The sequence below is a fragment of the Acetanaerobacterium sp. MSJ-12 genome (assembly GCF_018917875.1).
GTDB classification, from domain to species: domain Bacteria; phylum Bacillota; class Clostridia; order Oscillospirales; family Ruminococcaceae; genus Bittarella; species Bittarella massiliensis.
On sequence record NZ_JAHLPK010000006.1, the window covers coordinates 32974 to 57062 of the forward strand.

20 protein-coding genes are annotated in these 24089 nt (G+C 65.1%); all 20 read left to right on the forward strand.

The genetic code is table 11. The annotated features are described in order from the left end of the window. Nucleotides 1–84 precede the first annotated feature (84 nt). The 20 genes from recJ (at nt 85) to KQI11_RS08120 (ending at nt 23987) form a co-directional block, all read left to right on the forward strand. Nucleotides 85–2151, forward strand: a complete 2067-nt coding sequence (gene recJ, locus KQI11_RS08025) for a single-stranded-DNA-specific exonuclease RecJ (protein WP_216401754.1) — start codon at nt 85–87, stop codon at nt 2149–2151. Then, nucleotides 2142–4322: a RelA/SpoT family protein gene (locus KQI11_RS08030; RefSeq protein WP_059004820.1), complete on the forward strand. Its 2181-nt coding sequence runs from the start codon at nt 2142–2144 to the stop codon at nt 4320–4322. The genes recJ and KQI11_RS08030 overlap by 10 nt, the downstream gene beginning before the upstream one ends. A 96-nt stretch (nt 4323–4418) precedes the next feature. Further along, a complete protein-coding gene (dtd, locus tag KQI11_RS08035; protein ID WP_216401755.1) occupies nt 4419–4877 on the forward strand; it encodes a D-aminoacyl-tRNA deacylase in 459 nt (152 codons plus the stop codon). Nucleotides 4878–4911: 34 nt separating this feature from the next. Continuing rightward, on the forward strand, nt 4912–5529 hold the full coding sequence (locus KQI11_RS08040; RefSeq protein ID WP_059004822.1) for an MBL fold metallo-hydrolase: 618 nt from the start codon (nt 4912–4914) through the stop codon (nt 5527–5529). Between the two features lie 10 nt (nt 5530–5539). Then, nucleotides 5540–7042 carry a coproporphyrinogen dehydrogenase HemZ gene (hemZ, locus tag KQI11_RS08045; RefSeq protein WP_216401756.1) on the forward strand — a complete coding sequence of 501 codons (1503 nt, stop codon included), beginning with the start codon at nt 5540–5542 and terminating at the stop codon, nt 7040–7042. Next, nucleotides 7005–7925: a uridine kinase family protein gene (locus KQI11_RS08050; RefSeq protein ID WP_216401757.1), complete on the forward strand. Its 921-nt coding sequence runs from the start codon at nt 7005–7007 to the stop codon at nt 7923–7925. Before hemZ ends, KQI11_RS08050 begins: the two co-directional genes overlap by 38 nt. 292 nt (nt 7926–8217) lie before the next feature. After that, nucleotides 8218–8622 carry a zinc-ribbon domain-containing protein gene (locus KQI11_RS08055; protein WP_216401758.1) on the forward strand — a complete coding sequence of 135 codons (405 nt, stop codon included), beginning with the start codon at nt 8218–8220 and terminating at the stop codon, nt 8620–8622. A gap of 52 nt (nt 8623–8674) precedes the next feature. Beyond that, on the forward strand, nt 8675–10795 hold the full coding sequence (locus KQI11_RS08060; protein WP_256136508.1) for a glutamine synthetase III family protein: 2121 nt from the start codon (nt 8675–8677) through the stop codon (nt 10793–10795). Between the two features lie 569 nt (nt 10796–11364). Beyond that, complete coding sequence (locus KQI11_RS08065) at nt 11365–14547, forward strand: UvrD-helicase domain-containing protein (RefSeq protein WP_216401759.1); 3183 nt, start codon at nt 11365–11367, stop codon at nt 14545–14547. Between the two features lie 1126 nt (nt 14548–15673). Continuing rightward, nucleotides 15674–17404 (forward strand): putative polysaccharide biosynthesis protein, encoded by a 1731-nt coding sequence (locus KQI11_RS08070; protein ID WP_216401760.1) that lies wholly within the window; start codon nt 15674–15676, stop codon nt 17402–17404. A gap of 116 nt (nt 17405–17520) precedes the next feature. Next, nucleotides 17521–18207, forward strand: coding sequence for a MazG family protein (locus KQI11_RS08075; RefSeq protein WP_216401761.1), 687 nt, complete (start codon nt 17521–17523; stop codon nt 18205–18207). An 87-nt stretch (nt 18208–18294) separates the two neighbouring features. Further along, nucleotides 18295–18597 carry a non-specific DNA-binding protein Hbs gene (gene hbs / locus KQI11_RS08080; RefSeq protein WP_021659072.1) on the forward strand — a complete coding sequence of 101 codons (303 nt, stop codon included), beginning with the start codon at nt 18295–18297 and terminating at the stop codon, nt 18595–18597. A 96-nt stretch (nt 18598–18693) separates the two neighbouring features. Then, nucleotides 18694–18933, forward strand: a complete 240-nt coding sequence (locus KQI11_RS08085) for an RNA-binding S4 domain-containing protein (RefSeq protein WP_185914837.1) — start codon at nt 18694–18696, stop codon at nt 18931–18933. 141 nt (nt 18934–19074) lie between these two features. Further along, entirely contained in the window at nt 19075–19371 is a 297-nt protein-coding gene (gene yabP, locus KQI11_RS08090; RefSeq protein WP_185914838.1) for a sporulation protein YabP, read from the forward strand. After that, nucleotides 19372–19968 (forward strand): spore cortex biosynthesis protein YabQ, encoded by a 597-nt coding sequence (gene yabQ, locus KQI11_RS08095; RefSeq protein WP_185914839.1) that lies wholly within the window; start codon nt 19372–19374, stop codon nt 19966–19968. Between the two features lie 37 nt (nt 19969–20005). After that, complete coding sequence (locus tag KQI11_RS08100) at nt 20006–20242, forward strand: FtsB family cell division protein (protein ID WP_207721190.1); 237 nt, start codon at nt 20006–20008, stop codon at nt 20240–20242. 129 nt (nt 20243–20371) lie between these two features. Beyond that, the gene (locus tag KQI11_RS08105) at nt 20372–20902 is read left to right on the forward strand and encodes a S1 RNA-binding domain-containing protein (RefSeq protein ID WP_185914841.1); all 531 of its coding nucleotides are present in this window, start codon (nt 20372–20374) and stop codon (nt 20900–20902) included. 87 nt (nt 20903–20989) lie between these two features. Then, a complete protein-coding gene (locus KQI11_RS08110) occupies nt 20990–22153 on the forward strand; it encodes an amidohydrolase (protein WP_353653944.1) in 1164 nt (387 codons plus the stop codon). A gap of 98 nt (nt 22154–22251) precedes the next feature. Beyond that, the gene (hpf, locus tag KQI11_RS08115) at nt 22252–22767 is read left to right on the forward strand and encodes a ribosome hibernation-promoting factor, HPF/YfiA family (protein WP_216401762.1); all 516 of its coding nucleotides are present in this window, start codon (nt 22252–22254) and stop codon (nt 22765–22767) included. 107 nt (nt 22768–22874) lie between these two features. Beyond that, complete coding sequence (locus KQI11_RS08120) at nt 22875–23987, forward strand: THUMP domain-containing class I SAM-dependent RNA methyltransferase (RefSeq protein ID WP_216401763.1); 1113 nt, start codon at nt 22875–22877, stop codon at nt 23985–23987. Nucleotides 23988–24089: the final 102 nt, after the last annotated feature.

The following is a 24089-nucleotide window of genomic DNA, read 5'->3' on the forward strand; positions in this document are numbered from 1 at the left end:
CGCCGGGCGGCGGTAGGTGATAAAATAAACTGATATTGATTTTCTGCATCCCGCCGGGTTTTCCGGCGGCCCGAATGGAAGTGGATGGCAACATTGAGTATGAACCAGTGGATTTTACCCAACACCCCGGCGGAGAAATGGTCTGCCGTGGCGGCGCAGACGGGGCTCACCCCCCTGTGCTGCAAGGTGCTCTGCGCCCGGGGGATCGACACCCCCGAGAAGGTGGAGCACTACCAAAATGACCCCTGTGAGATCGAGGATCCCCTGCGCCTGGCCGACATGGAGCGGGGGGCGGCCCGGATCCGCCGCGCCGTCGAGGAGGGGGAGCGCATCTGTGTCTTTGGCGACTACGACGCCGACGGCATCACCTCCACCGTGCTCCTCTACTCCTACCTGGACATCTGCGGGGCGGATGTGCGCTGGTACATCCCCTCCCGGGAGTCCGACGGCTACGGCCTCAGCCTCTCGGCGGTGGAGGCGCTGCACCGCGACGGGGTGCAGCTCATCGTGACGGTGGACAACGGCATCGCCTGCTGCCGGGAGGCCGAGCGGGCCGCTGAGCTGGGGATGGATCTGGTCATCACCGACCACCACCAGCCGGGGGCCGAGTTGCCCCGGGCCTGCGCGGTCATCGACCCCTACCGCAGAGACTGCCCCAGCCAGTTCAAGTGCCTGGCGGGGGTGGGGGTGGCCTTCAAGCTGGTCTGCGCGCTGGAGGAGCAGGACCCCCGGGTGATGCTCGACGAGTTTGCGCCCCTGGTGGCCATCGGCACCGTGGCCGACGTGATGCCCCTGAAGGGGGAGAACCGCCTCTATGTAAAGGAGGGGTTGGCCGCCCTGCCCTACTACGACAACCCGGGGCTGGCCGCCCTCATCGCCCGCTGCACCAAGGGCGGGGAGATCACCGCCCAGACCCTGGCCTTTACGGTGGTGCCCCGCATCAACGCCGCCGGGCGGATGGAGAGCGCCGAGAGCGCCGTCAGGCTGCTGACCTGTCTGGACGAGGGCGAGGCCGAGCGGTGGGTGGACGACCTCTGCGAGAAAAACGCCCAGCGCCAGCAGGTGGAGGGCGAGATCATCGAGGAGATCCGCCAGATGCAGTCCCAGCACCCCGAGTACTTTGGCCAGCGGGTCATCGTGCTGGCGGGGGAGGGCTGGCACAAGGGCATTGTGGGGATCGTCTCCTCCCGGGTGGTGGACCGCTTCGCCAAGCCCTGCATCCTCCTGGTCCCCGACGGGGAGGAGGCCAAGGGCTCGGGCCGCAGTTTCGGCGACTTCTCCCTCTACGAGGCGTTGGAGAGCTGCGCCGACTGCCTGAGCCGCTACGGCGGGCACAAGCTGGCCGCCGGGCTCTCCCTGCCGGTGGGGCGCATCGACGAGTTCCGGGAGCGGATCAACGACTACGCCCGCAAAACCCACCCCACCATGCCCCTGCCCGCCCTGCGCATCGACGCGGCGGCCGACTTCGGCGAGCTGACGCTGGAAAATGTGCTGGCGCTGGAGGAGCTGGGCCCCTACGGCCACGAAAACCCCAAGCCCAACTTCCTGCTGCAGGGGGTGCAGGTGGAGGGCGTCTACCCCATCTCCGACGACCGGCACATCCGGCTCAAGCTGAAAAAGGGCGGGTCCACCCTCTTTGCCGTCTACTTCCGGGTCTCCTCGCAGGAGTTCAAGTACGCCCCGGGGGACCGGGTGGACGTGGTGGTCACTTTGGACCTGTACCAGTACTTGGGGGAGCAAAACATCTCCATTAAAGTCAAGGACATCCACCCGGCCGGGCTCTCCCCCGCCATCTACGACGAGATGGCCCTCTACCAGAAAATCGAGCTGGGCGAGCCGCTGGACGACGGGGAGTTCGCCCGGGCCATGCTCACCCGGGAGCAGGTGGCCCTGTGCTACAAGGCCGCCCTCTACTTCGGCCCCGCCGTCGGCGACTTCGTCCTCTTTTACAACAAGATGGCCGGCAAGCCCATCACCTACTGCCAGATGATGTTGGCCCTCAACGTCCTGGCGGAACTGGGTATCCTGACGGTCAAGCGGGAGAAGGGGAAGGTCTTGCTCCTGGTCAACAGGGGGCAGAAGGCCGACCTGAACGCCTCCCGCATCCTGCGAGAATTGACTGCGAAAAGGACTGCTGCACTATGTATTTAAGCTACGAACAGCTGCGCGAGAAGCTGGCCGCCGGCGACAAGTACGACCTGGCGGTCATCGACCGCGCCTATCAGTTGGCCTACGATGCCCACGGCGAGCAAAAGCGCCGCTCGGGCGAGCCCTATATCACCCACCCGGTACAGGTGGCCGCCCTCCTCTGGGAGCTGGGGATGGACACCGACTGCGTGGTGGCGGCGCTGCTGCACGACGTGGTGGAGGACACCCCCACCTCCCTGGACGAGGTCTCCAAGCAGTTTGGCCCCGACGTGGCGCTGCTGGTGGACGGGGTGACCAAGCTGGGCAAGATCCAGTTCACCACCAAGGAGGACGAGCAGGCCGAAAACATCCGCAAGATGCTTTTGGCCATGTCCAAGGACATCCGGGTCATCCTCATCAAGCTCTGCGACCGGCTGCACAACATGCGCACCCTGGAGGTGATGCCCGAGCAGCACCGCCGGGACAAGGCCCTGGAGGTGATGGAGGTCTACGCCCCCATCGCCCACCGGCTGGGCATCAGCTCGGTGAAGGAGGAGCTGGAGGACCTGGCCCTCAAGTACCTGGACCCCTTTGGCTACTACCAGATCCAGGAGTACCTCAACAGCCGCAAGGTGGACACCGAGGACTTTTTGGAGATCGTCACCGGCCGGATCCGGGAGCGGCTCAAGGACTACGAGGACGTCATCGAGATCTCCGGCCGGGTCAAGTCGATCTACGGCATCTACCGCAAGGTGTTCATGAGCGGGCGCAGCTTCGACGAGATCTACGACATCGTGGCGGTGCGGATCCTCTGCAACACCGTCAACGAGTGCTACAACATCCTGGGGCTGATGCACGACCTGTTCCGCCCCATCCCCAACCGGTTCAAAGACTACATCTCCACCCCCAAGCCCAACATGTACCAGTCGCTGCACACCACCGTCATCTCCAAGGAAAAGATGCCCTTTGAGATCCAGATCCGCACCTACGAGATGCACCACACCGCCGAGTACGGCATCGCCGCCCACTGGAAGTACAAGGCCGGGGTGCGGGGGAGCGACAAGCTCGACGAGAAGTTGGCCTGGGTGCGCCAGTTGCTGGAGGCCCAGAAGGACTCGGAGGACGCCCGGGACATCATCACCAACATCAAGAGCGATCTGACCTTTGAGGAGGTCTACGCCTTCACCCCCAAGGGGGATGTGAAGAGCCTGCCCAAGGGCTCGACGGTGATCGACTTCGCCTATGCCATCCACTCGGGGGTGGGCAACTCGATGGTGGGGGCCAAGGTGGACGGGCGGATCGTCTCGCTGGACTACCAGATCCAAAACGGCGAGATCATCGAGATCATCACCACCAAGTCGCCCAACCGCGGCCCCAGCCGCGACTGGCTGAAGATCGTCCACACCAGCGAGGCCCGCAACAAGATCCGCAACTGGTTCAAAAAGACCCAGCGGGAGGAGAACATCCTCGAGGGCAAGATCGAGGTGGACCGGGAGTTCAAGCGCAACCAGATCGCCGTCAACGACGAGCAGCTCGAACAACTGCTGATGGGGGTGGGGAAGAAGTACCAGGTGGGCAGCCTGGACGACTTCTACGCCGCCTTGGGCTACGGCGGCATCAACCTGACCCGGCTGATGCCCCGCATCAAAGAGGCCTACTCCAAGATGGTCAACCCCGCGCCCCCGCCGGCCCCCCTCACCAAGGAGGAGGTGCCCCTGACCAAGTCCAAACACACCTCCTCGGGCGGGGTGGAGGTCGAGGGGATCGACAACTGTCTGGTGAAGTTTGCCAAGTGCTGCAACCCCCTGCCGGGGGACAGCATCGTCGGCTTCATCACCCGCGGGTTTGGGGTCTCGGTCCACAAGGCCGACTGCCCCAACGTGCTGGCGGCCAAGAATTTGGAGGAGAACAGCGAGCGCTGGGTAAAGGTCAAGTGGAGCGCCTCTAGCCGGGACTCCTTCAAGTCCACCCTGCAGCTGGTGGGGCTGGACCGGCAGGGGCTGTTTGCCGACATCTCCATCGCCCTCTCGGCCATGCGGGTGCCCATCTTCGCCATCAACGCCCGCAGCCTGCAAAACGGCTTTGCCGACGTGATGATCACCATCGGCATCTCCAATGTGGAACACCTGACGAGCATCATCGCCCGGCTGCAGAAGATCCAGGGCGTGGAGAGCGTGCAGAGAAGCAGCCAATAGATCCCCGGTGGACGATGGCCCGGCGGGGTGGTATACTTGTGAAAAATCGGCGGGCGGGCCATCCGCCGCCGGGAAGAAGAGAGAGGAGCGAGCGCGGTGAAAGCGGTATTGCAGCGGGTCACCTCGGCCGGGGTGGCCATCGACGGCGGGCCCCGGCAGGGCATCGGCCCCGGCCTGGTGGTCCTGTTCGGGGTGGAGGAGGGCGACCGGGAAGAGTACGTGGACGCCTTTGTGCAGAAGATCGTCCACCTGCGCATCTTCTCCGACGAGGCGGGGAAGCTCAACCTCTCCCTGCTGGACCAGGGGTATTCGGTGCTGGCGGTGCCCAACTTCACCCTTTGCGCCAACTGCAAAAAGGGGCGGCGCCCCTCCTTTGAGCGCTCGGCCCGCCCCGACTTCGCCTCCGCCTGCTTCGACGCGCTGGCGGCGGGTCTGCGGGCGGCCGGGGCGGCGGAGGTGGTCTGCGGCCAGTTCGGCGCCGACATGGCGGTGGACCTGGTCAACGACGGGCCGGTGACCCTGATTTTGGACTCGGCGGAGATCGTCAAACAGTGAGAGGGCGGGGCAGCCCCGCGAAAGGAAGGAACACATGGAAATTGGGATGATGACCCTGGGTGCCCTGGGCACCAACTGCTACCTGGTGTACGGCGAGAAGAAGACCGGCATCCTCATCGACCCGGCGGACAGCGGCGACACCATCATTCAGTGCATCAAAGCCGAGGGGGTGGACGTGAAGTACATCGTCCTCACCCACGGGCACTTCGACCACATCGGGGCCCTGCGGCAGGTGAAGGAGTTCACCGGCGCGCAGATCGCCATCCACGAGAAGGACGCCTACCGCCTGCCCCGGGCCGACCGGGAGGCCGCCCTCTTCGGCATGCCCTGCGAGGCCCAGCCCCGGGCCGACGTGCTGCTGCACGACGGGGACGGGCTCAAGGTGGACGACCTGCTCTTCCGGGTGCTCTTCACCCCGGGCCACACCGAGGGAAGCATTTGCCTGCTGGGGGGGAAGGCCCTCTTCACCGGGGACACCCTCTTTTGCGGCAACGTGGGGCGGACCGACCTGCCCGGCGGCAGCCTGCCCTGGCTGGAGACCTCCCTGGCCCGGCTGGCCGCACTGGAGGGCAACTACGCCGTCTACCCCGGCCACGGGGACGTGACCAACCTGGACGCGGAGCGGCGGCAGAACCCCGCCTTTATGGCGTAGGGGCGGAGCGATGAAAGTATTGGTATTGGGCCACCGCCTGCAGTACGAGGTGCAGAACCTGGTGGGTCTGTTCTTCCCCGGCGAGCGGGTGGAGACAGCCTTTGAAAAACAGCCCGACTGGCAGGTGCTGACCTACCTGCGGGAGGGGAGGGGCGCCACCCGGCTGCTGGCCCTCTGCCGGCTGGGGGAGAGCGGCGAGACCCTGCGGGCCCACTGCGCGGTGGCGCCGGGGGAGCCGGGCCACAAACAGCGCTGTGAGATGGCCTTTGGCGAGCTGCTCTACCGCCTCTTCTCCCAGGTGACCGGCTATCGCCCCAAGTGGGGGGTGCTCACCGGGGTGCGGCCGGTGAAGAACATCCGCCGCCGGCTGGACGGGGGGATGGGCGAGGCGGATCTGCGCCGCCTCTTCTGCGGGGAGTACCGCGTCAGCGAGCAGAAGTTTGACCTGGCCCTGCAGACCGCCCGGGTGCAGGAGCGGGCCCTGGCCCCCCTCCCCCCGGCGGGGCCGCGGGATGTGAGCCTTTACATCTCCATCCCCTTCTGCCCCAGCCGCTGCCTCTACTGCTCCTTTGTCTCCCACTCGGTGGAGAAGACGCATAAACTGGTGGAGCCCTATCTGGAGCTGCTGCTGCAGGAGATCAGCGCCACCTTCGCCCTGGTGGAGCGACTGGGGCTGCGGCTGCACACCGCCTACATCGGCGGGGGGACCCCCACCATCCTCACCGCCGGGCAGATGGACCGGCTGCTGGGGCACCTCTTCTCCCTGGTGAAAACCCCGCTGGAGGAGTTCACCGTCGAGGCCGGGCGGCCGGACACCATCGACCGGGAGAAGCTGCGGGCGATGCGGCAGTACCCGGTGAGCCGGATCAACATCAACCCCCAGACCCTGAACGACGCGGTGCTGGAGAGGATCGGCCGCCGCCACACCGCCGCCCAGACGGTGGAGAGCTTCTGCCAGGCCCGGGAGGCGGGCTTTGCAAACATCAACATGGATTTGATTGCCGGGCTCCCGGGGGACAGTTACAAGGGCTTTGTCTCCACCCTGGACCGGGTGGTGGCGCTGGACCCCGAAAATGTGACGGTGCACACCCTCTCGGTCAAGCGGGCAGCCGATTTGAAGAGCACCGCGATGGTCCGCTACGCGGCGGCCGACGCCCCGGTGGAGCAGATGGTGGACTACGCCGCCGCCACCCTGGGGGCGGCCGGGTACGACCCCTACTACCTCTACCGGCAGAAAAACACCCTCGCCAACCTGGAAAATGTGGGCTATGCCAAGCCGGGGTCCGAGGGGCTATACAACATCTACATGATGGAGGAGCTGCACACCATCCTCGGCTGCGGCGCCGGTTCGGTGACCAAGCTGGTGGGCCGGGGCACCCGCCCCATCGAGCGCAGTTTCAACTACAAGTACCCGCAGGAGTACATCCGCCAGTTTGCAACTGTGTTGGAGCGCAAGGGGAGTTTGGAGGAATTTTATGGCTGTCTTTCAGAAGCGGAACATCCCGCTGTATGAGATAAACTTCTGGGCCAAGGAGCCAAAGGCGTTTATCGCCGCCTGCGACCGCCGCTACGAGAGCGCCCTGGCCGCCATCGTGGCCGACGCGCTGGAGACCCTGGGGCAGAAAAACGTCTTTATGCTGGCGGGGCCCTCGGCCTCGGGCAAGACCACCACCGCCCACAAGCTGGCCGCCGCCTTTGGCCGGCGCTCGGTGGAGGCGCGGGTCATCTCCCTGGACGACTTCTACCGGGGGCGGGGCTTCTGCCCCAAGCGGGAGGACGGCACCGAGGACTACGAGACGGTCCACTCCCTGGACCTGGACTGCTTTACCGCCTGCATGGAGAAGCTGCTGGCCGAGGGGGAGGCGGAGTTCCCCATCTTTGACTTTCAGGTCAAACAGCGCGCCGAGGAGACCCGGCACATCTCCCTGGGGAAGGACCAGGCCCTGATCATCGAGGGGATCCACGGGCTCAACCCCCTGCTGACCCGGGGGATCGAGGGGCGGGTGAAGCGGGTCTACGCCACCGCCATGGACCGGTTCGTGGGGGACGATGTGGTGCTCAAGACCAACGACCTGCGCTTTTGCCGCCGCATCGTCCGCGACTGCCGACACCGCAACGTCTCCGGCGCCGAGACGGTGGACATCTGGCCCTACGTCTGCGACGGGGAGTTCATCTACATCAAGCCCTACCGGTCTGAGTGCGACTACTACGTCAACACCGCCTTCGGCTACGAGCCGGGCATCTACGCCGGCTACCTGCGGGCGATTTTAGAGGGGATGGGGGACATCCCCCAGACCGGCAAGGTGGGGCACATCCTGCGCAAGTTGCAGCGGTTTGTCCCCATCGACCCGGCGCTGGTGTCCAAGGACGCCATGGTGCAGGAGTTTATCGGGTAGTACCCGAGCATGAGAGGGGCTACCGCCCCCCTCATGGACTCCCCCCTTGCACGGGCTCCGCTCCGCCGCGGAACCCGCGAGAGGTGTCCCTCCGTCGGCACATGTCCGCCTGCGGGACGGATGGGAGGGGACTGCGCCCCCTCCCGCCACCCCCCTGGCCCCCCTCTGTCTCCCCCCGCGGGGGAGAACGGGGACGAGAGATGGAGAAAAAATAGAGTGTTTGAAACCAGGTTGACTGGTTTCAACTGATACGCCCGCACATTTTGAAAGACGCGACAGGAGGTTTGCGACCATGGGATTTTGGGACGATTTTGCCGACACCACCAAACAGGTATTTGACTACACCGGCAACAAGGCAGATGAGTTGGTGCAAAAGGGAAAGCTCAAGTACCGCATCGAGAAGCTCAGCTACCAGCTGCGCCAGCAGCAGCGGAAGCTGGGGGCCCTGGTCTACGGGCTGAAGAAGGCCGGCAAGGAGAACGCCCCCCTGCTGGACGAGTGCATGGGGCAGATCGACGTCCTGGTGGACCAGCTGCGGGAGGCCCGCAGCCAGTACGACAGCGTGGGCGGCAGCAAGAAGATCTACTGCCCCCGCTGCGGCTTTGAAAACGCCGACTACGCCCTCTACTGCATCTCCTGCGGGCAGAAACTGCAGGAGGACGAGGGCGAGAAGGAACCCCAGCCCCCCGTGGAGTAAAGGGGCAGGCAGAAGAGAGAAGAAGAGAGAAGACAGGGAGAGAGGTACTTTTATGAGCATGGAACGGGCAAAAAACTACCCCATCGACTTTTTCGGCGAGAACGTCTTTGACGACGAAGTGATGCAGCGCTACATCCCCCACAAGACCTATCTGGAGCTCAAGAGCGTCATTGAAAAGGGCCAGACACTGAATTCCCAGCTGGCCGACGTGGTGGCCAACGCCATGAAGGAGTGGGCCATCTCCCGGGGGGCCACCCACTACACCCATTGGTTCCAGCCCCTCAACGGTTTCACCGCCGAAAAGCACGAGTCCTTTATCTCCCCCACCGGGGACGGCGGGGTGATCACCGCCTTTTCGGGGAAGATGCTCATCAAGGGCGAGTCCGACGCCTCCAGCTTCCCCTCCGGCGGGCTGCGGGCCACCTTTGAGGCCCGGGGCTACACCATGTGGGACTGCACCTCCCCGGTCTTTTTGAAGGAGGACAAGTCGGGGGTGACCCTCTGCATCCCCACCGCCTTCTGCGCCTACACCGGCGAGGCGCTGGACGAAAAGACCCCCCTGCTGCGCTCCCTGAAGGCGGTGGAGGAGGAGGCGCTGAAGATCTTGAACCTCTTCGGCTTCTACGATGTGAAAAAGGTCACCCCCTCGGTGGGGGCCGAGCAGGAGTACTTCCTCATCGACCGCAAGTACCTGAACTCCCGGCTGGACGTCAAGTTCGCCGGGCGGACCCTCTTCGGCGCCCGCCCCCCCAAGTGCCAGGAGCTGGAGGACCACTACTACGGCAACCTCAACGAGAAGATCTCCTACTTCATGAAGGAGCTGGACAACGAGCTGTGGAAGGTGGGTGTCACCGCCAAGACCAAGCACAACGAGGCCGCCCCCTCCCAGCACGAGCTGGCGCCGGTCTACTCCTCGGTGAACATCGCCGCCGACCAGAACCAGATCATCATGGAGACGCTGCACAAGGTGGCCGCCCGCCACGGGCTCTGCTGCCTGCTGCACGAAAAGCCCTTTGAGTACATCAACGGCTCGGGCAAGCACAACAACTGGTCCCTGACCACCGACACCGGGCTCAACCTCTTCGAGCCGGGGAAGACCCCCTACGACAACATGATGTTCCTCCTCTTCGTCTCGGCCATGATCAAGGCGGTGGACAAATACAGCGGGCTGCTGCGCCTCTCCACCGCCAGCTACACCAACGACTGCCGGTTGGGCGGGTACGAGGCGCCGCCGGCCATCCTCTCCATGTATCTGGGCAGCGACATCCACGAGATCTTGCAGAAGATCGCCGACGGCAACCGGGACAGAGAGGGCTGCCCCCGCAAGATCATGGACATGGGGGTGGCGACCCTGCCCCGGGTGCACGCCGATTCCAGCGACCGCAACCGCACCTCGCCCTTTGCCTTTACCGGCAACAAGTTCGAGTTTCGGATGCTGGGGGCGTCCATGTCCATCTCCTGGGTAAACACGGTGCTCAACACCATCTGCGCCGACGTCCTCTCGGAGATCGGCGAGCGGCTGCAGGGCTGCCAGGACTTTGACGCCGAGGTGCAGCAGATCATCAGCGAAATCTACCGGGAGCACGGGCGGATCCTCTTCAACGGAAACGGCTACGGGGAGGACTGGGAGAAAGAGGCCCGGGCCCGGGGCCTGCGGTGTGTGCGGGACACGGTGGAGGCCGCCGAGGTCCTCAAAGAGCCGGAGGTGCGGCGGGTCTTTGAGAAGTTCTCCGTCCACAGCGGGGTGGAGCTGGACGCCCGCTATGAGATCGTCCTGGAGACTTACAGCAAGAAGTGCGCCATCGAGGCGAAGACCATGCTCTCGATGTGCAACCGCCAGCTGCTGCCCGCCGTGCGGGCCTACCTGGCCCAGCAGGCCAACGAGTTTGTCGCCCTGGGGAAGGCCGAGCTGGAGAGCGGGTTCCTGCGCGAGCACATCTATGACCTAGACGAAAACTGCCGCCAGCTCAACGACCAGACGGCGGTGCTGCGCAACGCCGTGGCCCAGCTGGGGGCCTATGAGGACCCCGCCACCGCCGCCTACTGCCGGGACGTGCTGATCCCCGCCATGCGGGCGGTGCGGGAGACCGCCGACTACCTGGAGACAGTGGTCGACAAGCGGTTCTGGCCCCTGCCCACCTACGATGAGATCCTCTTTGACGAGCAGGCCTGACAGGCGCGCTTCGCGCGACTGTCTGACATCCAACTTGCCAGGGCATAGCCCTGGCATTTTGCTGTGCAAAACCGCTGTCTATCCTGCTAGAGGGAGAGGGAAGTGCAACGGACGCGCTTCGCACAGCCGGCCGATAGCCGACTTGGGAAAGAGAACGGATAGATTGTGCAAAGTTGTCGTCTGTCCGGTGCGGGGTGAAGAGGAACAAAAGCTGCGCAGCATTGTGGGTCCGTCCGGCGGAAAAAAGGAAAGGAGGGCGCTACTTGGCCGGAGGTGGAGCGGCAGATGGAGGTGCTGTGCGAGATGGCTGCCTACCTGGGAAAACGAAGGGCAAAGGGGGAAAGCTGTCTTCCCCCCCTGCCTCACAGCAGACAAAACGCCTCACCGAAGACGGTTTCCGCCCGTCGGACAGAGGGGGACACATCTTTCCCTTTTAGCGCCGGCGGCGGGCAACAACATGGCAAAATAGGGGAGAGGGCCGGAGGGATCGCGGCCCTCTTTTCGTTTGCCCCTTTTCCGGCGGCGGAAAAAGGGGTAAAATGGGGGAAAAAGACGAGAGAAGGGGCTTTATGTATATCGCCGACCTGCACATCCACTCCAAGTACTCCCGCGCCACCAGCGCCGACTGCGACGCCCCCCACCTGGACCTCTGGGCCCGGCGCAAGGGGATCGGCCTGGTGGGGACTGGGGACTTCACCCACCCAGTCTGGCGGGCGTCCTTAAAGGAGTGCCTGGAGCCGGCCGAGGAGGGGCTTTACACCCTCAAGGAAGAATACCGCCTGCCCGACAACACCGCCGGGGTGCGGGAGCCGCCGCGGTTTGTGCTGTCGGGGGAGATCAGCTCCATCTACAAGCAGGGGGGCAAGACCCGCAAGGTGCACAACTGCATCCTGCTGCCCAGCCTGGAGGCGGCCGAAGAGCTGGCCCAGAGACTGGAGGCCATCGGCAACGTCCACTCCGATGGGCGGCCGATTTTGGGCCTCTCCAGCCACGACCTGCTGGAGATCACCCTTGCGGTCTGCCCGGAGGCGGTCTTTGTCCCCGCCCACATCTGGACACCCCATTTCTCCCTCTTCGGGGCCTTTTCGGGCTTTGACACCCTGGAGGAGTGCTTTGGCGAGCTCACTCCCCACATCCATGCGGTGGAGACGGGCCTCTCCTCCGACCCGCCCATGAACTGGCGGGTCTCGGCCCTGGACGGGCTGCAGCTGATTTCCAATTCCGACGCCCACTCCCCCCAGAAGCTGGGGCGGGAGGGCACCCTGATCGACGGCCCTCTCTCCTTTGCGGGGATGGCCCGCGCCGTCCAGACCGGCGAGGGGCTGGCGGGAACGCTGGAATTTTTCCCGGAGGAGGGGAAGTACCACCTGGACGGGCACCGAAACTGCGGCCTCTGCCTCTCGCCGGAGGAGACCATCGCCCTGGGCGGGGTCTGCCCGGTCTGCGGCAAGAAAATCACCATCGGGGTGGAGCACCGGGTGGAGGAGCTGGCCGACCGGCCCCGGGGCGCGGCCCGGCAAGGGGCCAAACCCTTCGAGAGCATCTGCCCCCTGCCCGAGGTGATTGCCGCCAGCGTCGGCGCGTCGGCGGCGGGGAAGCGGGTGCAGGCCCAGTACATGGAGATGTTGGCGGAGCTGGGCCCCGAGTTTGCCATCCTGCGGGAGGTGCCCCTCTCGCAGATCGGGCTGGCCGCCGGCCCCTGTGTGGAGGAGGGGATCCGCCGCCTGCGGGCGGGGGAGGTGGAGCGCATCCCCGGCTTTGACGGCCAGTTCGGAACAATCACCCTCCTCTCCCCCTCGGAGATCGAGGTGCTCAGCGGCCAGGTCTCCCTCTTTGGCGCGTCCCGGCCGGGGAGCCGCAAGAGGGCAGCGACCGGGGGGGCAAAGCGGCCCTCCAGGCCCCAGAAGGGAGACGGGACGGCAGCCGCCGCACCACTGGTGCAGGGGGGCCCAGTCCTCAACGAGCAGCAGCGCCAGGCGGTGGAGGCAGAGGAGAGAGCGGTAGCGGTGGTCGCCGGGCCAGGGACCGGCAAGACCGGTACCCTGGTGGCCCGCATCGCCCACCTGATCGAAAAGAAGGGGGTGCGCCCCACCGAGATCACCGCCGTCACCTTTACCAACCAGGCGGCGGCCGAACTGCGGGCCCGGTTGGAGGGGCGCCTGGGGGGCAAACGGGCCCTGCGGGGGCTGACGGTGGGGACCTTCCACGCCATCTGCCGGGAGCTGTTGGGGGGCGCCGCTCTCATCGGCGAGGGGGAGGCGCTGGCCCTGTGCGCCCAAATCGCCGGGGAGATGGGGCTGAAGATCGCCCCCCGCAAGGTGTTGGAGGGGATCTCCCGCATCAAGGGGGGAAGCGACCCTGCCAGCGCGGGGGTGCCCCTCTCCCTCTTCGAGGAGTACGGCCGCCGGCTGCAATCCGCCGGTCTGCGGGACTTTGACGACCTGCTGCTGGACGCCTTGGCGCTGGACAACGCCGGCAAGCGGTGCTTTCACCACCTGCTGGTGGACGAGTTCCAGGACGTGAGCGATTTGGAGTACCGGCTGGTGGCCAAGTGGAGCCAGGGGGGTCAGCTCTTTGTCATCGGCGACCCGGACCAGTCGATTTACGGCTTTCGGGGGGCCGAGGGGCGCTGCTTTGAGCGGCTGCGGGCGGAGCGTCCGGCCCTGCGGGAGATCGCCCTGGTGAAAAACTACCGCTCCACCCCCCAGGTGCTGGGCTGCGCCCTCCCCCTGATCGCCCACAACCCGGGCGGCCCGCGGCGGCTGGAGGCCACCCGCCCCGACGGCCCGGCGGTGCGGCTGCTGCGGGCGGGGAGCGAGTTTTCCCAGGGGATCGCCCTGGCCAAAGAGATTGGGCGGATGACCGGGGGGATGGACATGCTCGCCGCCGGGAACCGGGGAAGGGAGCCGGAGCGGCTGCGCGCCTTTTCGGAGATGGCGGTCCTCTGCCGCACCCACCGCCAGCTGGAGACGGTGGAGGAGTGCCTCCGCCACGACGGCATCCCCTGCGTGATTGCGGGGCGGGAGGACTTTTTGCAGGACGAGCGGGTGCGGGGGGCGCTGGGCTTCTTTCGCTCCCTGCTGGAACCGGGGGACGCCCTCTCGGCCGCGGCAGGGCTGCAGTTGGGCTTTGGCTGCCCGGCCGACCTGTCGGCGGCCGTCGCCGCCCAGCTGGGGGAGGCGGGGGCCTGGGACCTGCCCGCTTTGAGGGCCGCCTTCGGCGGGCAGAGCTGGGTCGACTGCTGGCTGGCGGCCGCCGAGGAGCTGCTGCCCCGGGCGGCCAAGGAGAAGCCCCGCAAGCTGCTGGAGCGGTGGGTCGCCCTCTGCCCGGGCGGAGGGGAGAAGGCGGTGGAGCGGCTGTTGGCCATGGCCGTCTTTTCCCCCACCATGCCCGCCTTTTTGGAGACCCTCCTCCTGGGCAGGGAGGGGGACTTGAAGCGGGCCTCGGGGCGGGAATACGCCTCGGGCGCGGTCTCCCTGATGACCCTGCACGGGGCCAAGGGGCTGGAGTTCCCAGTGGTCTTTCTGGCCGGGTTCAAAGACCGCTCCATCCCCCTGGAATCGGGCCGGGGCCCGGTGGATAGGGAGGAGGAGCGGCGGCTGTGCTATGTGGGGATGACCCGCGCCAAGGAGGAGCTGATCCTCGCCGGCTGGGGCGACCCCTCCCCCTTTGAAAAAGAGCTGCCCGCCGGGGCCTGCCAAATCGAGGCGGTGGGGGAGGCCCCCGCCGCCAAGCAGATGACCCTGTTTTGAGGCGCGACAGCGGCAATGGGCTGCTGTGTGAAAAATTCAGGTGTTGCCGCAGCGGACGAGATGCCGTGTGGCGGCCCTGTGGCAAGTTGCCGGTGGCAGGGCGAACGCGCCGTGCCGAAGGGAGAAGCCCACAGATTGCCAACTCGCAGTCAGGTCCTTTCTCGACGGGGGGGACCAGTCGATTGCCCTGCCTGTCAAGAGGAGAAAAAAGTGCTGCACCTTCTGCTGTCTGTCAGGTAAGTTCGAGGGGGAGCTGGTACACTGAAGGCGGTCAACGCCCTGGTGGAGAGGTATTCCGCCTTTTGTGACCCGCCACCCTCCGCCGGGAACGGTATGATAGCCAGTTTTTCGACCGGGTGAGCGGCGGGAGCGCCCACTAGGGGGAAGAGGTGTCAGCCGACCTCGACCGGTCGGTGCGGGAGCCGAGTTGAGGCTGCGCCCGCCGAAGCAGTAGGTCGTCCCGCCTGCCGGGGGGAGAGGGTACCGTTTGGGGCCGCCAACTGCCCCTCTCCGTGGCGTTGGCAAAGGCCCTGTGCCGCCTGAAAAGGGGGAAGACCCATGAGTCGGCGCTGCCCCAGTGCGAGGGATGGTGTCCCTGTAGAGAACAGCTGGTGCGGGAACCGAGTTGAGGCCGCGCCCGCCGAAACAGTAGGTCGTCCCGCCTGCCGGGGGGAAAGGGAATCGTTTGGGGCCGCCAATTGCCCCTCTCTGCGGCGGTGACGAAGACCCTGTGCCACCTAAAAGGGGGGCCCCACGAGTCGGCACTGCCCCAGTGCGAGGGATGGCGTCCCTGCAGAGAACGGCTGGTGCGGGAACCGAGTTGAGGCCGCGCCCGCCGAAACAGTAGGTCGTCCCGCCTGACGGGGCAAGAGGGAATCGTTTGGGGCAGCAACTGCCCTTTTCCGCGGCGTTGGCAAAGGCCCTGTGCTGCCTGAAAAGGGGAGGCCCTGCGGGGCGGTGCCAGCTTGGTGTGGGAGACGGTGTCCCTGCAGAACAAAGGAGCGAACGCCTTTGGGCGCTCGCTCTTTTTGCGCCTTTGGCGGGGGAGCGTCGCCGCATATCCCTTTCCCCCAGGGCATATAAAAAGGGGAGAAGGCAGTGCGAAGAGGACGGGGGGAAAAGGCGGATGGGCAGCAAAAGCAAGCGGCAGTCGTTTTTGGAGGGGGCGGTCATCCTGGCCGTCAGCACCATTGTGGTCAAGGCGCTTGGCGCCCTCTTCAAGGTGCCGCTGATGAACCTCTTGGGCGGGACGGGAATGGCCTATTTCATGACCGCCTACGAGATTTTCAACCCCATCTACGCCCTCTCCATCGCCGGGTTCCCGGCGGCGGTCTCCCGCCTGGTGAGCGAGAGCGTGGCCCAGCGCCGCTACCGGGACGCCCGCAAGATCGTCCGGCTGTCGGTCTGGCTCTTTTTGGCGGTGGGGGGCGTGGGGTTTTGCCTCCTCTTCTTCGGCAGCGGGCTGCTGTGCCGGCTGGTGGGCAACCCCGACGCCAGGCTGGCGGTGGCCATGTTGGCCCCCAGCCTCCTCTTCGGCTGCGTCACCTCGGCGGTGCGGGGGTACTACCAGGGGATGCGCAACATGATCCCCACCGCCGTCTCTCAGGTGGTGGAGGCGGTGGCCAAATTGGTGCTGGGCATCGGCCTGTGCTACGGCACCTTTGTCTGCGCCCTGCAGGGCTACGCCGACACCGGCGCGGTCTTCGGCCGCCCGGCCGCGGACCTGGCTGCCGCCAAGGAGCTGGCCATGCCCTATGCGGCGGCGGGGGCGATTTTGGGAGTGGCCCTCTCGACCCTGGCCTCGGCGGTCTACCTGGGGTGCAAGTACAAGTTCGGGCGGGAGACCATCTCCCCGGCGGCCATGCGGGCCGCCCCCCGCAGCGAGAGCGCCCGCTCCATCGCCCGCCGGTTGGCCAAGATCGCCCTGCCGGTCTGCCTGGGCACCTTTGCGGTGAGCCTGACCTCGGTCATCGACCTCTTCTCGGTGATGAACAGCCTGGAGGTGGCCGCCGCCTCGGGGGCCGACCTCATCAACCGGATGTACGGCCTCTCTCTCCCTGCCGGCCAGATACCGGCCTTTCTCTACGGGGCCTATTCGGGCATTGGGGTGACCCTCTACAACCTGATCCCGGCCCTGACGGCCACCTTTGCCACCAGCGCCCTGCCGGCGGTCACCGCCGCCTATGTCTCGGGCGGAGGGGAACCGCTGAAGAAGGGGGTGCGCTCGGTCTTTCGGATGACCTCGGTCCTCTGCATCCCCGCCGGGCTGGGGCTGGCGGCCCTCTCCCGCCCCATCTTGGAGCTGCTCTACGCCGGCCGGCCGCAGGAGATCGCGGCGGTGGCCCCCTCGCTGACCATGCTGGGGCTGGCGGGGGCCCTTCTAGGCTACACCGCCCCAGTCTACAGCATGCTTCAGGGGGTGGGCCGGGCCGAGGTGCCGGTCAAACTGATGGGGGTGGGGGCCCTCATCAAGCTGGGGTGCAACCTGACCCTCTGCCGGCTGCCCCAGTACAACCTGAAGGGGGCCGCCCTGGGCACCCTGTTGTGCTACCTCTTCATCGCCGCGGCGGCCCTGGTGATCCTCACCCGGCAGGTGGGCTTTTCCCTGGGCTGGGGCCGCTCCTTCTTCGGACCACTGCTGGGCGGGGTGCTCTGCGCGGTGGGGGCCCGGCTGAGCTTCCCCCTCTTCGCCCGCCTGGGGCTGGGGCGGATGGCCGCCCTCCCCGCCATCCTGCTGGGGGCGGCCATCTACCTGGTGACCCTCCTCTGCACTGGCTCGCTGGAGGAGGGGGACCTGCTGGCCCTGCCCGGGGGGAAGAAGTTGGCCCCCCGGCTGTCCAGATGGGGGCTGCTCTAGGGCGGCCCGGCAAAGCGGTCCCCGCATCTGTGGGGGCCGCTTTTTGGCGCGAGCAATTGACGGGCCGGCCGCAGGGGGGTACAATGGCAAAAAGAGCGGCGAAAGGAAGTGCGGAAATGGAGTTTTTCACAAAAGAGCGGTACGGGGTGGAGGATCTGCGGGCGCTGGTGGCCTTTCTGCGGGCGCCGGGCGGCTGCTCCTGGGACGCGGCCCAGACCCACCAGTCCATCCGCCGCAACCTCATCGAAGAGACCTACGAGGTCTGCGACGCCATCGACCAGGAAGACGCCCCCCACCTGCAGGAGGAGCTGGGGGACCTGCTCTTGCAGGTGGTGATGCACGCGGCGATGGAGGAGGAGCGGGGCGGCTTCACCTTTGACGACGTGGCCGACGGCATCTGCAAAAAGCTGGTGGAGCGCCACCCCCACCTCTTCGGCGGGGAGAAAAAGGACTGGGAGGAGATCAAGAGGGAAAAGGGGGGCGTGACCTCGGCCGCCGCGCACGCCGCGGCGGTCCCCCACTGCCTGCCGGCCCTGATGCGCGCAAAAAAGGTGCAAAAGCGTCTGGGGTTGGCAATGTTTTCCTCAAAGTCGCCTGAGAATGCGGTTTGCGCCCTAAAAAGTGCAGTGGAGCGGCTTGACAAAGGCGGGCAAAACTGTGATAATGTGAAAGAAGAATTGGGGGATGTGCTCTTTGCAGCCGTCGCGGTGGGCCGTCAGAGCGGCATTGACTGCGAAGAACTGTTGGCCGAGACCTGCGACCGGTACATCCAGGCCGATTCCGAGCGGGAAGCGGGCCAGTGAGCGTGTGAGCGTTCGAGAGGACCCCTTCTTTTTTGCCGGGCGACTTTCCGCCCTCCCAGCCGTCGGCTGGGAATTCTGTCAAAATAAATGACGAAATTATTGGAGGAACGCAACATGACTAAAACCGATCTGATCGCAAAAGTAGCGGAGCAGGCTGAGCTGTCCAAGAAAGATGCCGAGAAGGCTGTCACCGCCACCATCGAAGCCATCTCCGCCGCTTTGGTCGCCGGCGATAAAGTCCAGCTGGTTGGCTTTGGCACCTTTGAGGTGCGCGAGCGCGCCGAGAGAAAGGGCCGCAACCCCCGCACCAAAGAGGAGATCACCATCCCCGCTTCCAAACTGCCCGCTTTCAAAGCCGGCAAGGCCCTGAAAGACGCGGTGGCCAAGTAAGCTTCCGAGATCGGACTGTAAAGGAACTGGTGCGAACCAGTTCCTTTTTTTGCAGGCGGGCCGCGCGCCCGCCGACGGGTGAGAGGGGGTGTTTTTGTGCGGTTGGACAAGTATCTGAAGGTGGTGCGGCTGATCAAGCGGCGCACTGTGGCCAACGAGGCCTGCGACGCGGGCAAGGTGTCGGTCAACGGCAAGCCGGCCCGGGCCTCCTACGACGTCAAGCCCGGCGACGTCATCGAGATCGACCTGGGCCAAAACCCGCTGAAGGTGCGGGTTTTGGAGGTGGTGGAACACACCCTCAAGGACGACGCGAAAAACTACTACGAGATCCTCTAGCGGCCGCCCCCTTAAAGGGCAGGGCCGAGCGGGGGGCTGCACCGGCGGTGCGGCCCCCCTTTTATCTGTGGGGAGGGATTGTCCGGTTCTTTTTAAAAACAGGCCCTCATAGACTGTAGTAAAACAAAGGAGGGCAATGCAATGCAAGAGGAGAGAAAGCCCGCGGGACAAAGCCAAGGGCAGGTGCCCCACAACGTCATCATGGAAAACCGCAAGCACATGACGGTGTCCGGGGTTTTGGATATCGACAGCTTCAGCGAGGACGGCATCGTCCTCTACACCGATTTGGGGGAACTCAGCGTCACCGGGCGGGACCTGCACCTGGGCAAGCTCAGCGTGGACACGGGGGAACTGACCCTGGACGGGGAGATCGAGTCGCTGACCTACTACGACTCCCAGCCGCGGGAAAAGGGGTTTTTCGCCCGGATATTCAAGTAGATGGGCGCCCTGCAGCTGACGGTCTCGGCCCCCTTTCAGTTTCGGGTCTTCTGCTACTCCCTGGCGCTGGGGTTTGGGCTGGGGCTGTTTTACGAGGTCTTTCGCATCCTCCGGGCGGTATTCCCCTGGTGGGGGGCGCTGGTCATCGCCCTGCAGGACGTGCTCTACTGGTCGGTCTGCGGGGTGGCGACCTTTCTCTTTTTCATCCAGTTCACAAACGGAGAGGTGCGCGCCTACGCCCTGATCGGCGAGGGGCTGGGCGCCGCCCTCTACCTGCTGACGCTGGGGCGGCTCATCCGCTCCCTGACCCAGGGGATCCTCTCGCTGGCGAGCCGGTTTCTGCACTTTCTCTACAAGATTTTCTGCGCCCCGGTAATCAAATTGGCCCGCCGGTTGGGGGCAAAGGGGAAGCAGTTGGGGAAAAAAGTTGCTTCCGGGGCCAAAAAGGCGGAAAACAAGAGAAAATTCCACTTGAAAGACAGGCGCGTTTTATTGTATAATTTATTAAAACATTCTCCACCCGACCAGAAACCAAAGAGAGAGCAGAGCAATGAAAAAAAGCCGAGGCGCAAAAACCGCAAAAAAGCGGGCCAATAAACCGCGCGTTCTTGTCCACCTGGCCATTGCAGCAGTGATGGTCTATATTGCTGTGTCCCTCATCACCACCCAGATGCAGATCGTCTCCCGCAAAAACGAGCTGGAACAGGTGCAAAACACCATCACCGCCACCCAGCAGGAAAACGAGGAGATGAAGCGGGTCCTCGAGAGCGACCAGGAGAGCGAGTTCATCGAGCGGATCGCCCGGGAGAAACTGGGCTACGCCGCACCGGGTGAGAGAATTTTTTCCGACGCGTCCGGCGCCAATAAATAGCGAGCCGGGGGGCAGGCGGAACAGCCGCCTGCCCCCTTTTGTTTTTCGGCCCCGCGGGGCCGCAGGCAGGATCGGATAGATTTCACAATATTCACAGAAGCAGGAAACTGCGGGGAGGATTCATTTTTTATGCAGCTCGAAGTTGGAAAGATTGTAGAAGGCAAAGTGTCCGGCATCACAAAATTCGGCGCGTTCGTCGATTTGGGTGAGGGAAAGACCGGGATGGTGCACATTTCGGAGGTAGCGGCTGCGTTTGTTCAGGAGATCAAAGACTACGTGAAGGAGGGGGAGACCGTCAAGGTCAAGATCCTCTCCATCGGCGAGGACGGGAAGATCGCCCTCTCCATGAAACAGGCGCTGCCCCAGTCGCAGCAGCGGCCCCCCCGCCGGGACTATGCCCCCCGGGACGGGCAGCCCAGGGGCGGTCGCCCCGGGGGCGCTCCCCGCTCGGGCGGCGCGCCTCGCACCGGCGGTCCCCGCCAGGGCGGGTTTGGCGGCGGCCGCTCCGGCGGCTTCAAGCCCCGCAGCGACAAGCCCCTCACCTTTGAGGACATGATGGCCAAGTTCAAGCAGTCCAGCGACGAGCGGATGTCCGACCTCAAGCGCTCGCAGGACGGCAAGCGAGGCGGCGGGTACTCCCGCGGCGGCCGCTCCCGGTAGAGACCGGCCCCATCAGAAAGAGACCGTAGAGCACGGCGGCGCGGGAAGCGCCGCCGTGTCTTTTGTGAAGAGAGAGGGGAATTGCCCGTGATACTTGTCAATGCCGCCCTGGTGCCGGTGGAGAGCCCGGCCGTCGAGAGGGGCTATCTGAAAATCGAGGGGGGGAAGATCGCCGCCCTCGGCCCGATGGAGGAGCTGGGCCCCACCGCGGGGGAAGAGGTGATGGACTGCTCGGATCTCACCGTCTACCCGGGCTTTATCGACTGCCACACCCACATGGGGATGTGGGAGGACGGCCTGGGCTTTGAGGGGGCCGACGGCAACGAGGAGACCGACCCCGCCACTCCCCAGCTGCGGGCCATCGACGCGGTCAACCACCGGGACCGCTGCTTTGCCGAGGCCCGGGCCGCCGGGGTGACCACCGTGGTCACCGGGCCGGGCAGCGCCAACTGTATCGGCGGGCAGCTCTGCGCCGTCAAGACCAGGATGAGCCGCATCGACACCGGGGTGCTGCGGCAGACGGCGGCCATGAAGTTCGCCCTGGGGGAAAACCCCAAGACCGTCTACAACGACAAGGAGATGGCCCCCATCACCCGCATGGCCACCGCCGCCATCATCCGCGAGCAGCTCTACAAGGCGCAGCGGTATCTGGAGGACCGGGAGCGGGCGGCAGAGGACGAGGACTTTGACGAGCCTGACTGGGACATGAAGTGCGAGGCCCTCCTCCCCCTCCTGAAGGGGGAGATCGGCGCCCACTTTCACGCCCACCGGGCCGACGACATCTTCACCGCCCTGCGGCTGGCGCGGGAGTTCGGGCTGCGCCCGACCATCGTCCACGGCACCGAGGGGCACCTGATCGCCGAGGCCCTGCGGGAAGAGGGGGCGCCGGTCATCTGCGGCCCCCTGCTCTGCGACCGCTCCAAGCCGGAACTGCGCAACCTGACCCCCAAGACCCCGGGAGTGCTGGCGGCGGCGGGGGTGGAGGTGGCCCTCTGCACCGACCACCCGGTGATCCCCATCCAGTACCTGCCGCTGGAGGCGGGGCTGGCCGTCCGCAAGGGGATGAGCCGGGAGGACGCCCTGCGGGCCATCACCCTCACCCCTGCGCGCATCTGCGGGCTCGAGGGGCGGGTGGGCTCGCTGGCGGTGGGGAAGGACGCCGATCTGGCCCTCTTTTCCGGCGACCCCTTCTCGGTCTACGAGACCCCGCGCCACGTCTTCATTGATGGCGAAATCGTGAATAATTTATAAAAACAGAAGTCATCCCCTTTTATTTTTAGGCATCCTGTGCTATACTAAAGCCATCAGATAGGCTGGCTTTCCAGCTTATAAACAAAGGGGTTGTTGGAATGAATATCGAAGTAATCGGGCGCAAAGTCAATCTCAAAGACAGCTTCAAAGAGCGGGTCGACAAGAAGTTGGCCAAATTCAGCCGCCTGTTCCACGAAGATGCCAGCGCCACAGTCACTGTAACGGTCGAAAAAGACCGCCAGACCGTCGAGGTCATGATCCGGGCAGACGGGATGCTCTTCCGGGCCGAGCGGACGGCAAAGGCCATGGAAGAGGCCCTGGACTTGGTGGTCGATGTTCTCTTCAACCAGATCGTCCGCAACAAAGACCGGCTGGAAAGGAAGATGAAGGTCTCCTTCCCCGAATTCAACGAGGAGGAACTCCTCCCCGCCGAGGAGATCGACATCGTCCGGCGCAAGTCCTTCTCGGTCAAACCCATGAGCGTGGAGGAGGCCATCCTGCAGATGAACATGCTGGGACACCAGTTCTTCCTCTACCGGGACGCGGTTGACAACGAGATCAATCTCGTATATGTTAGACGTGACGGAAAATACGGTGTCATCGTCCCCGAATAAAGAAATCGTTTTGGGAGAGCCGCGGCACAGAGGGCCGCGGCCCTCTTTTTTGTGTCATCTCCCCCTGCGCGAAGGCGGGGGGATGGAAGTGGAAAGGGAGAAGAGAGATGGAGTACAAGCTGGTCTGCCCCTGCATCTTTGGGCTGGAAAAGATCGTCGGCTTTGAGCTGCGCCGGCTGGGGGGCGAGGAGATCGCGGTGGAAAACGGCAAGGTCAGCTGCCGGGGCGACGCCCTGACGGTGGCCCGGGCAAACATCGGCCTGCGCTGCGCCGAGCGGGTGCTGGTGGAGGTGGCGGCCTTTCCGGCCCGCAGCTTTGAGGAGCTGTTTCAGGGGGTGCTGGCGGTGGACTGGGCGGCCTACATCCCCAAAAATGGGGCCTTCCCGGTCAAGGGGTGGAGCCTTGCCTCCCAGCTGGCCAGCGTGCCCGACTGCCAGGCCATCGTCAAAAAGGCGGTGGTGGAAAAGCTCAAACAGACCCATCAGGTCTTTTGGTTTGAGGAGACGGGGGAGCGCTACCAGATCCAGTTCTCCATCCACAAAGACCAGGTCTCCATCCTGCTGGACACCTCGGGCGAGGGACTGCACAAGCGGGGCTACCGGGCCCATGCGGGGGAGGCCCCCATCAAAGAGACCCTGGCGGCGGGGATCGTCGACCTGGCCCGCATCCGCGAGGGGGACATCGTCTACGACCCCCTCTGCGGCTCGGGCACCCTGCTCATCGAGGCGGCCATGCGGGTGCTGAACATCGCCCCCGGGCTGCGGCGGACCTTTGCCGCCGAGCGCTGGCAGACCTTTGACCAGAAGGCCTTCTCCCTGGCCCGCCAACAGGCCCTGGACGAGGCGGATCCCGGCGGCGACTTCGAGGGCTACGGCTTTGACATCGACCCCCAGGCGGTGGAACTGACCCTGCAAAACGCCAAGCTGGCCGGGGTGGGGGAGAAGATCAGCGCCCGGGTGGAGGACATCACCAGATACAAGTTGCAGGACGCGGGGGGCATCCTCCTCTCCAACCCGCCCTACGGCGAGCGGATGCTGGGCCCGGCCCAGGTGAAGGCCATCCACCAGGCGCTGGGGAAGATGCACCGCTACAACAACCTCAAGTCCTACATCATCACCAGCGCCCCCCACTTTGAAGAGCAGTTCGGCAAGACCGCCGACCGCCGCCGCAAGCTCTACAACGGCGAGCTCAAGTGCCAGCTGTACATGTACTACAAATAGGGCGGGGCGGGCATAAAAATGGCGTGAAGAAGAGGGCCGAAAAGGGGACAATTTACAGATTGTTCACACCTGTCCTCTCCGCTCCCGTATAGTAGATAACAG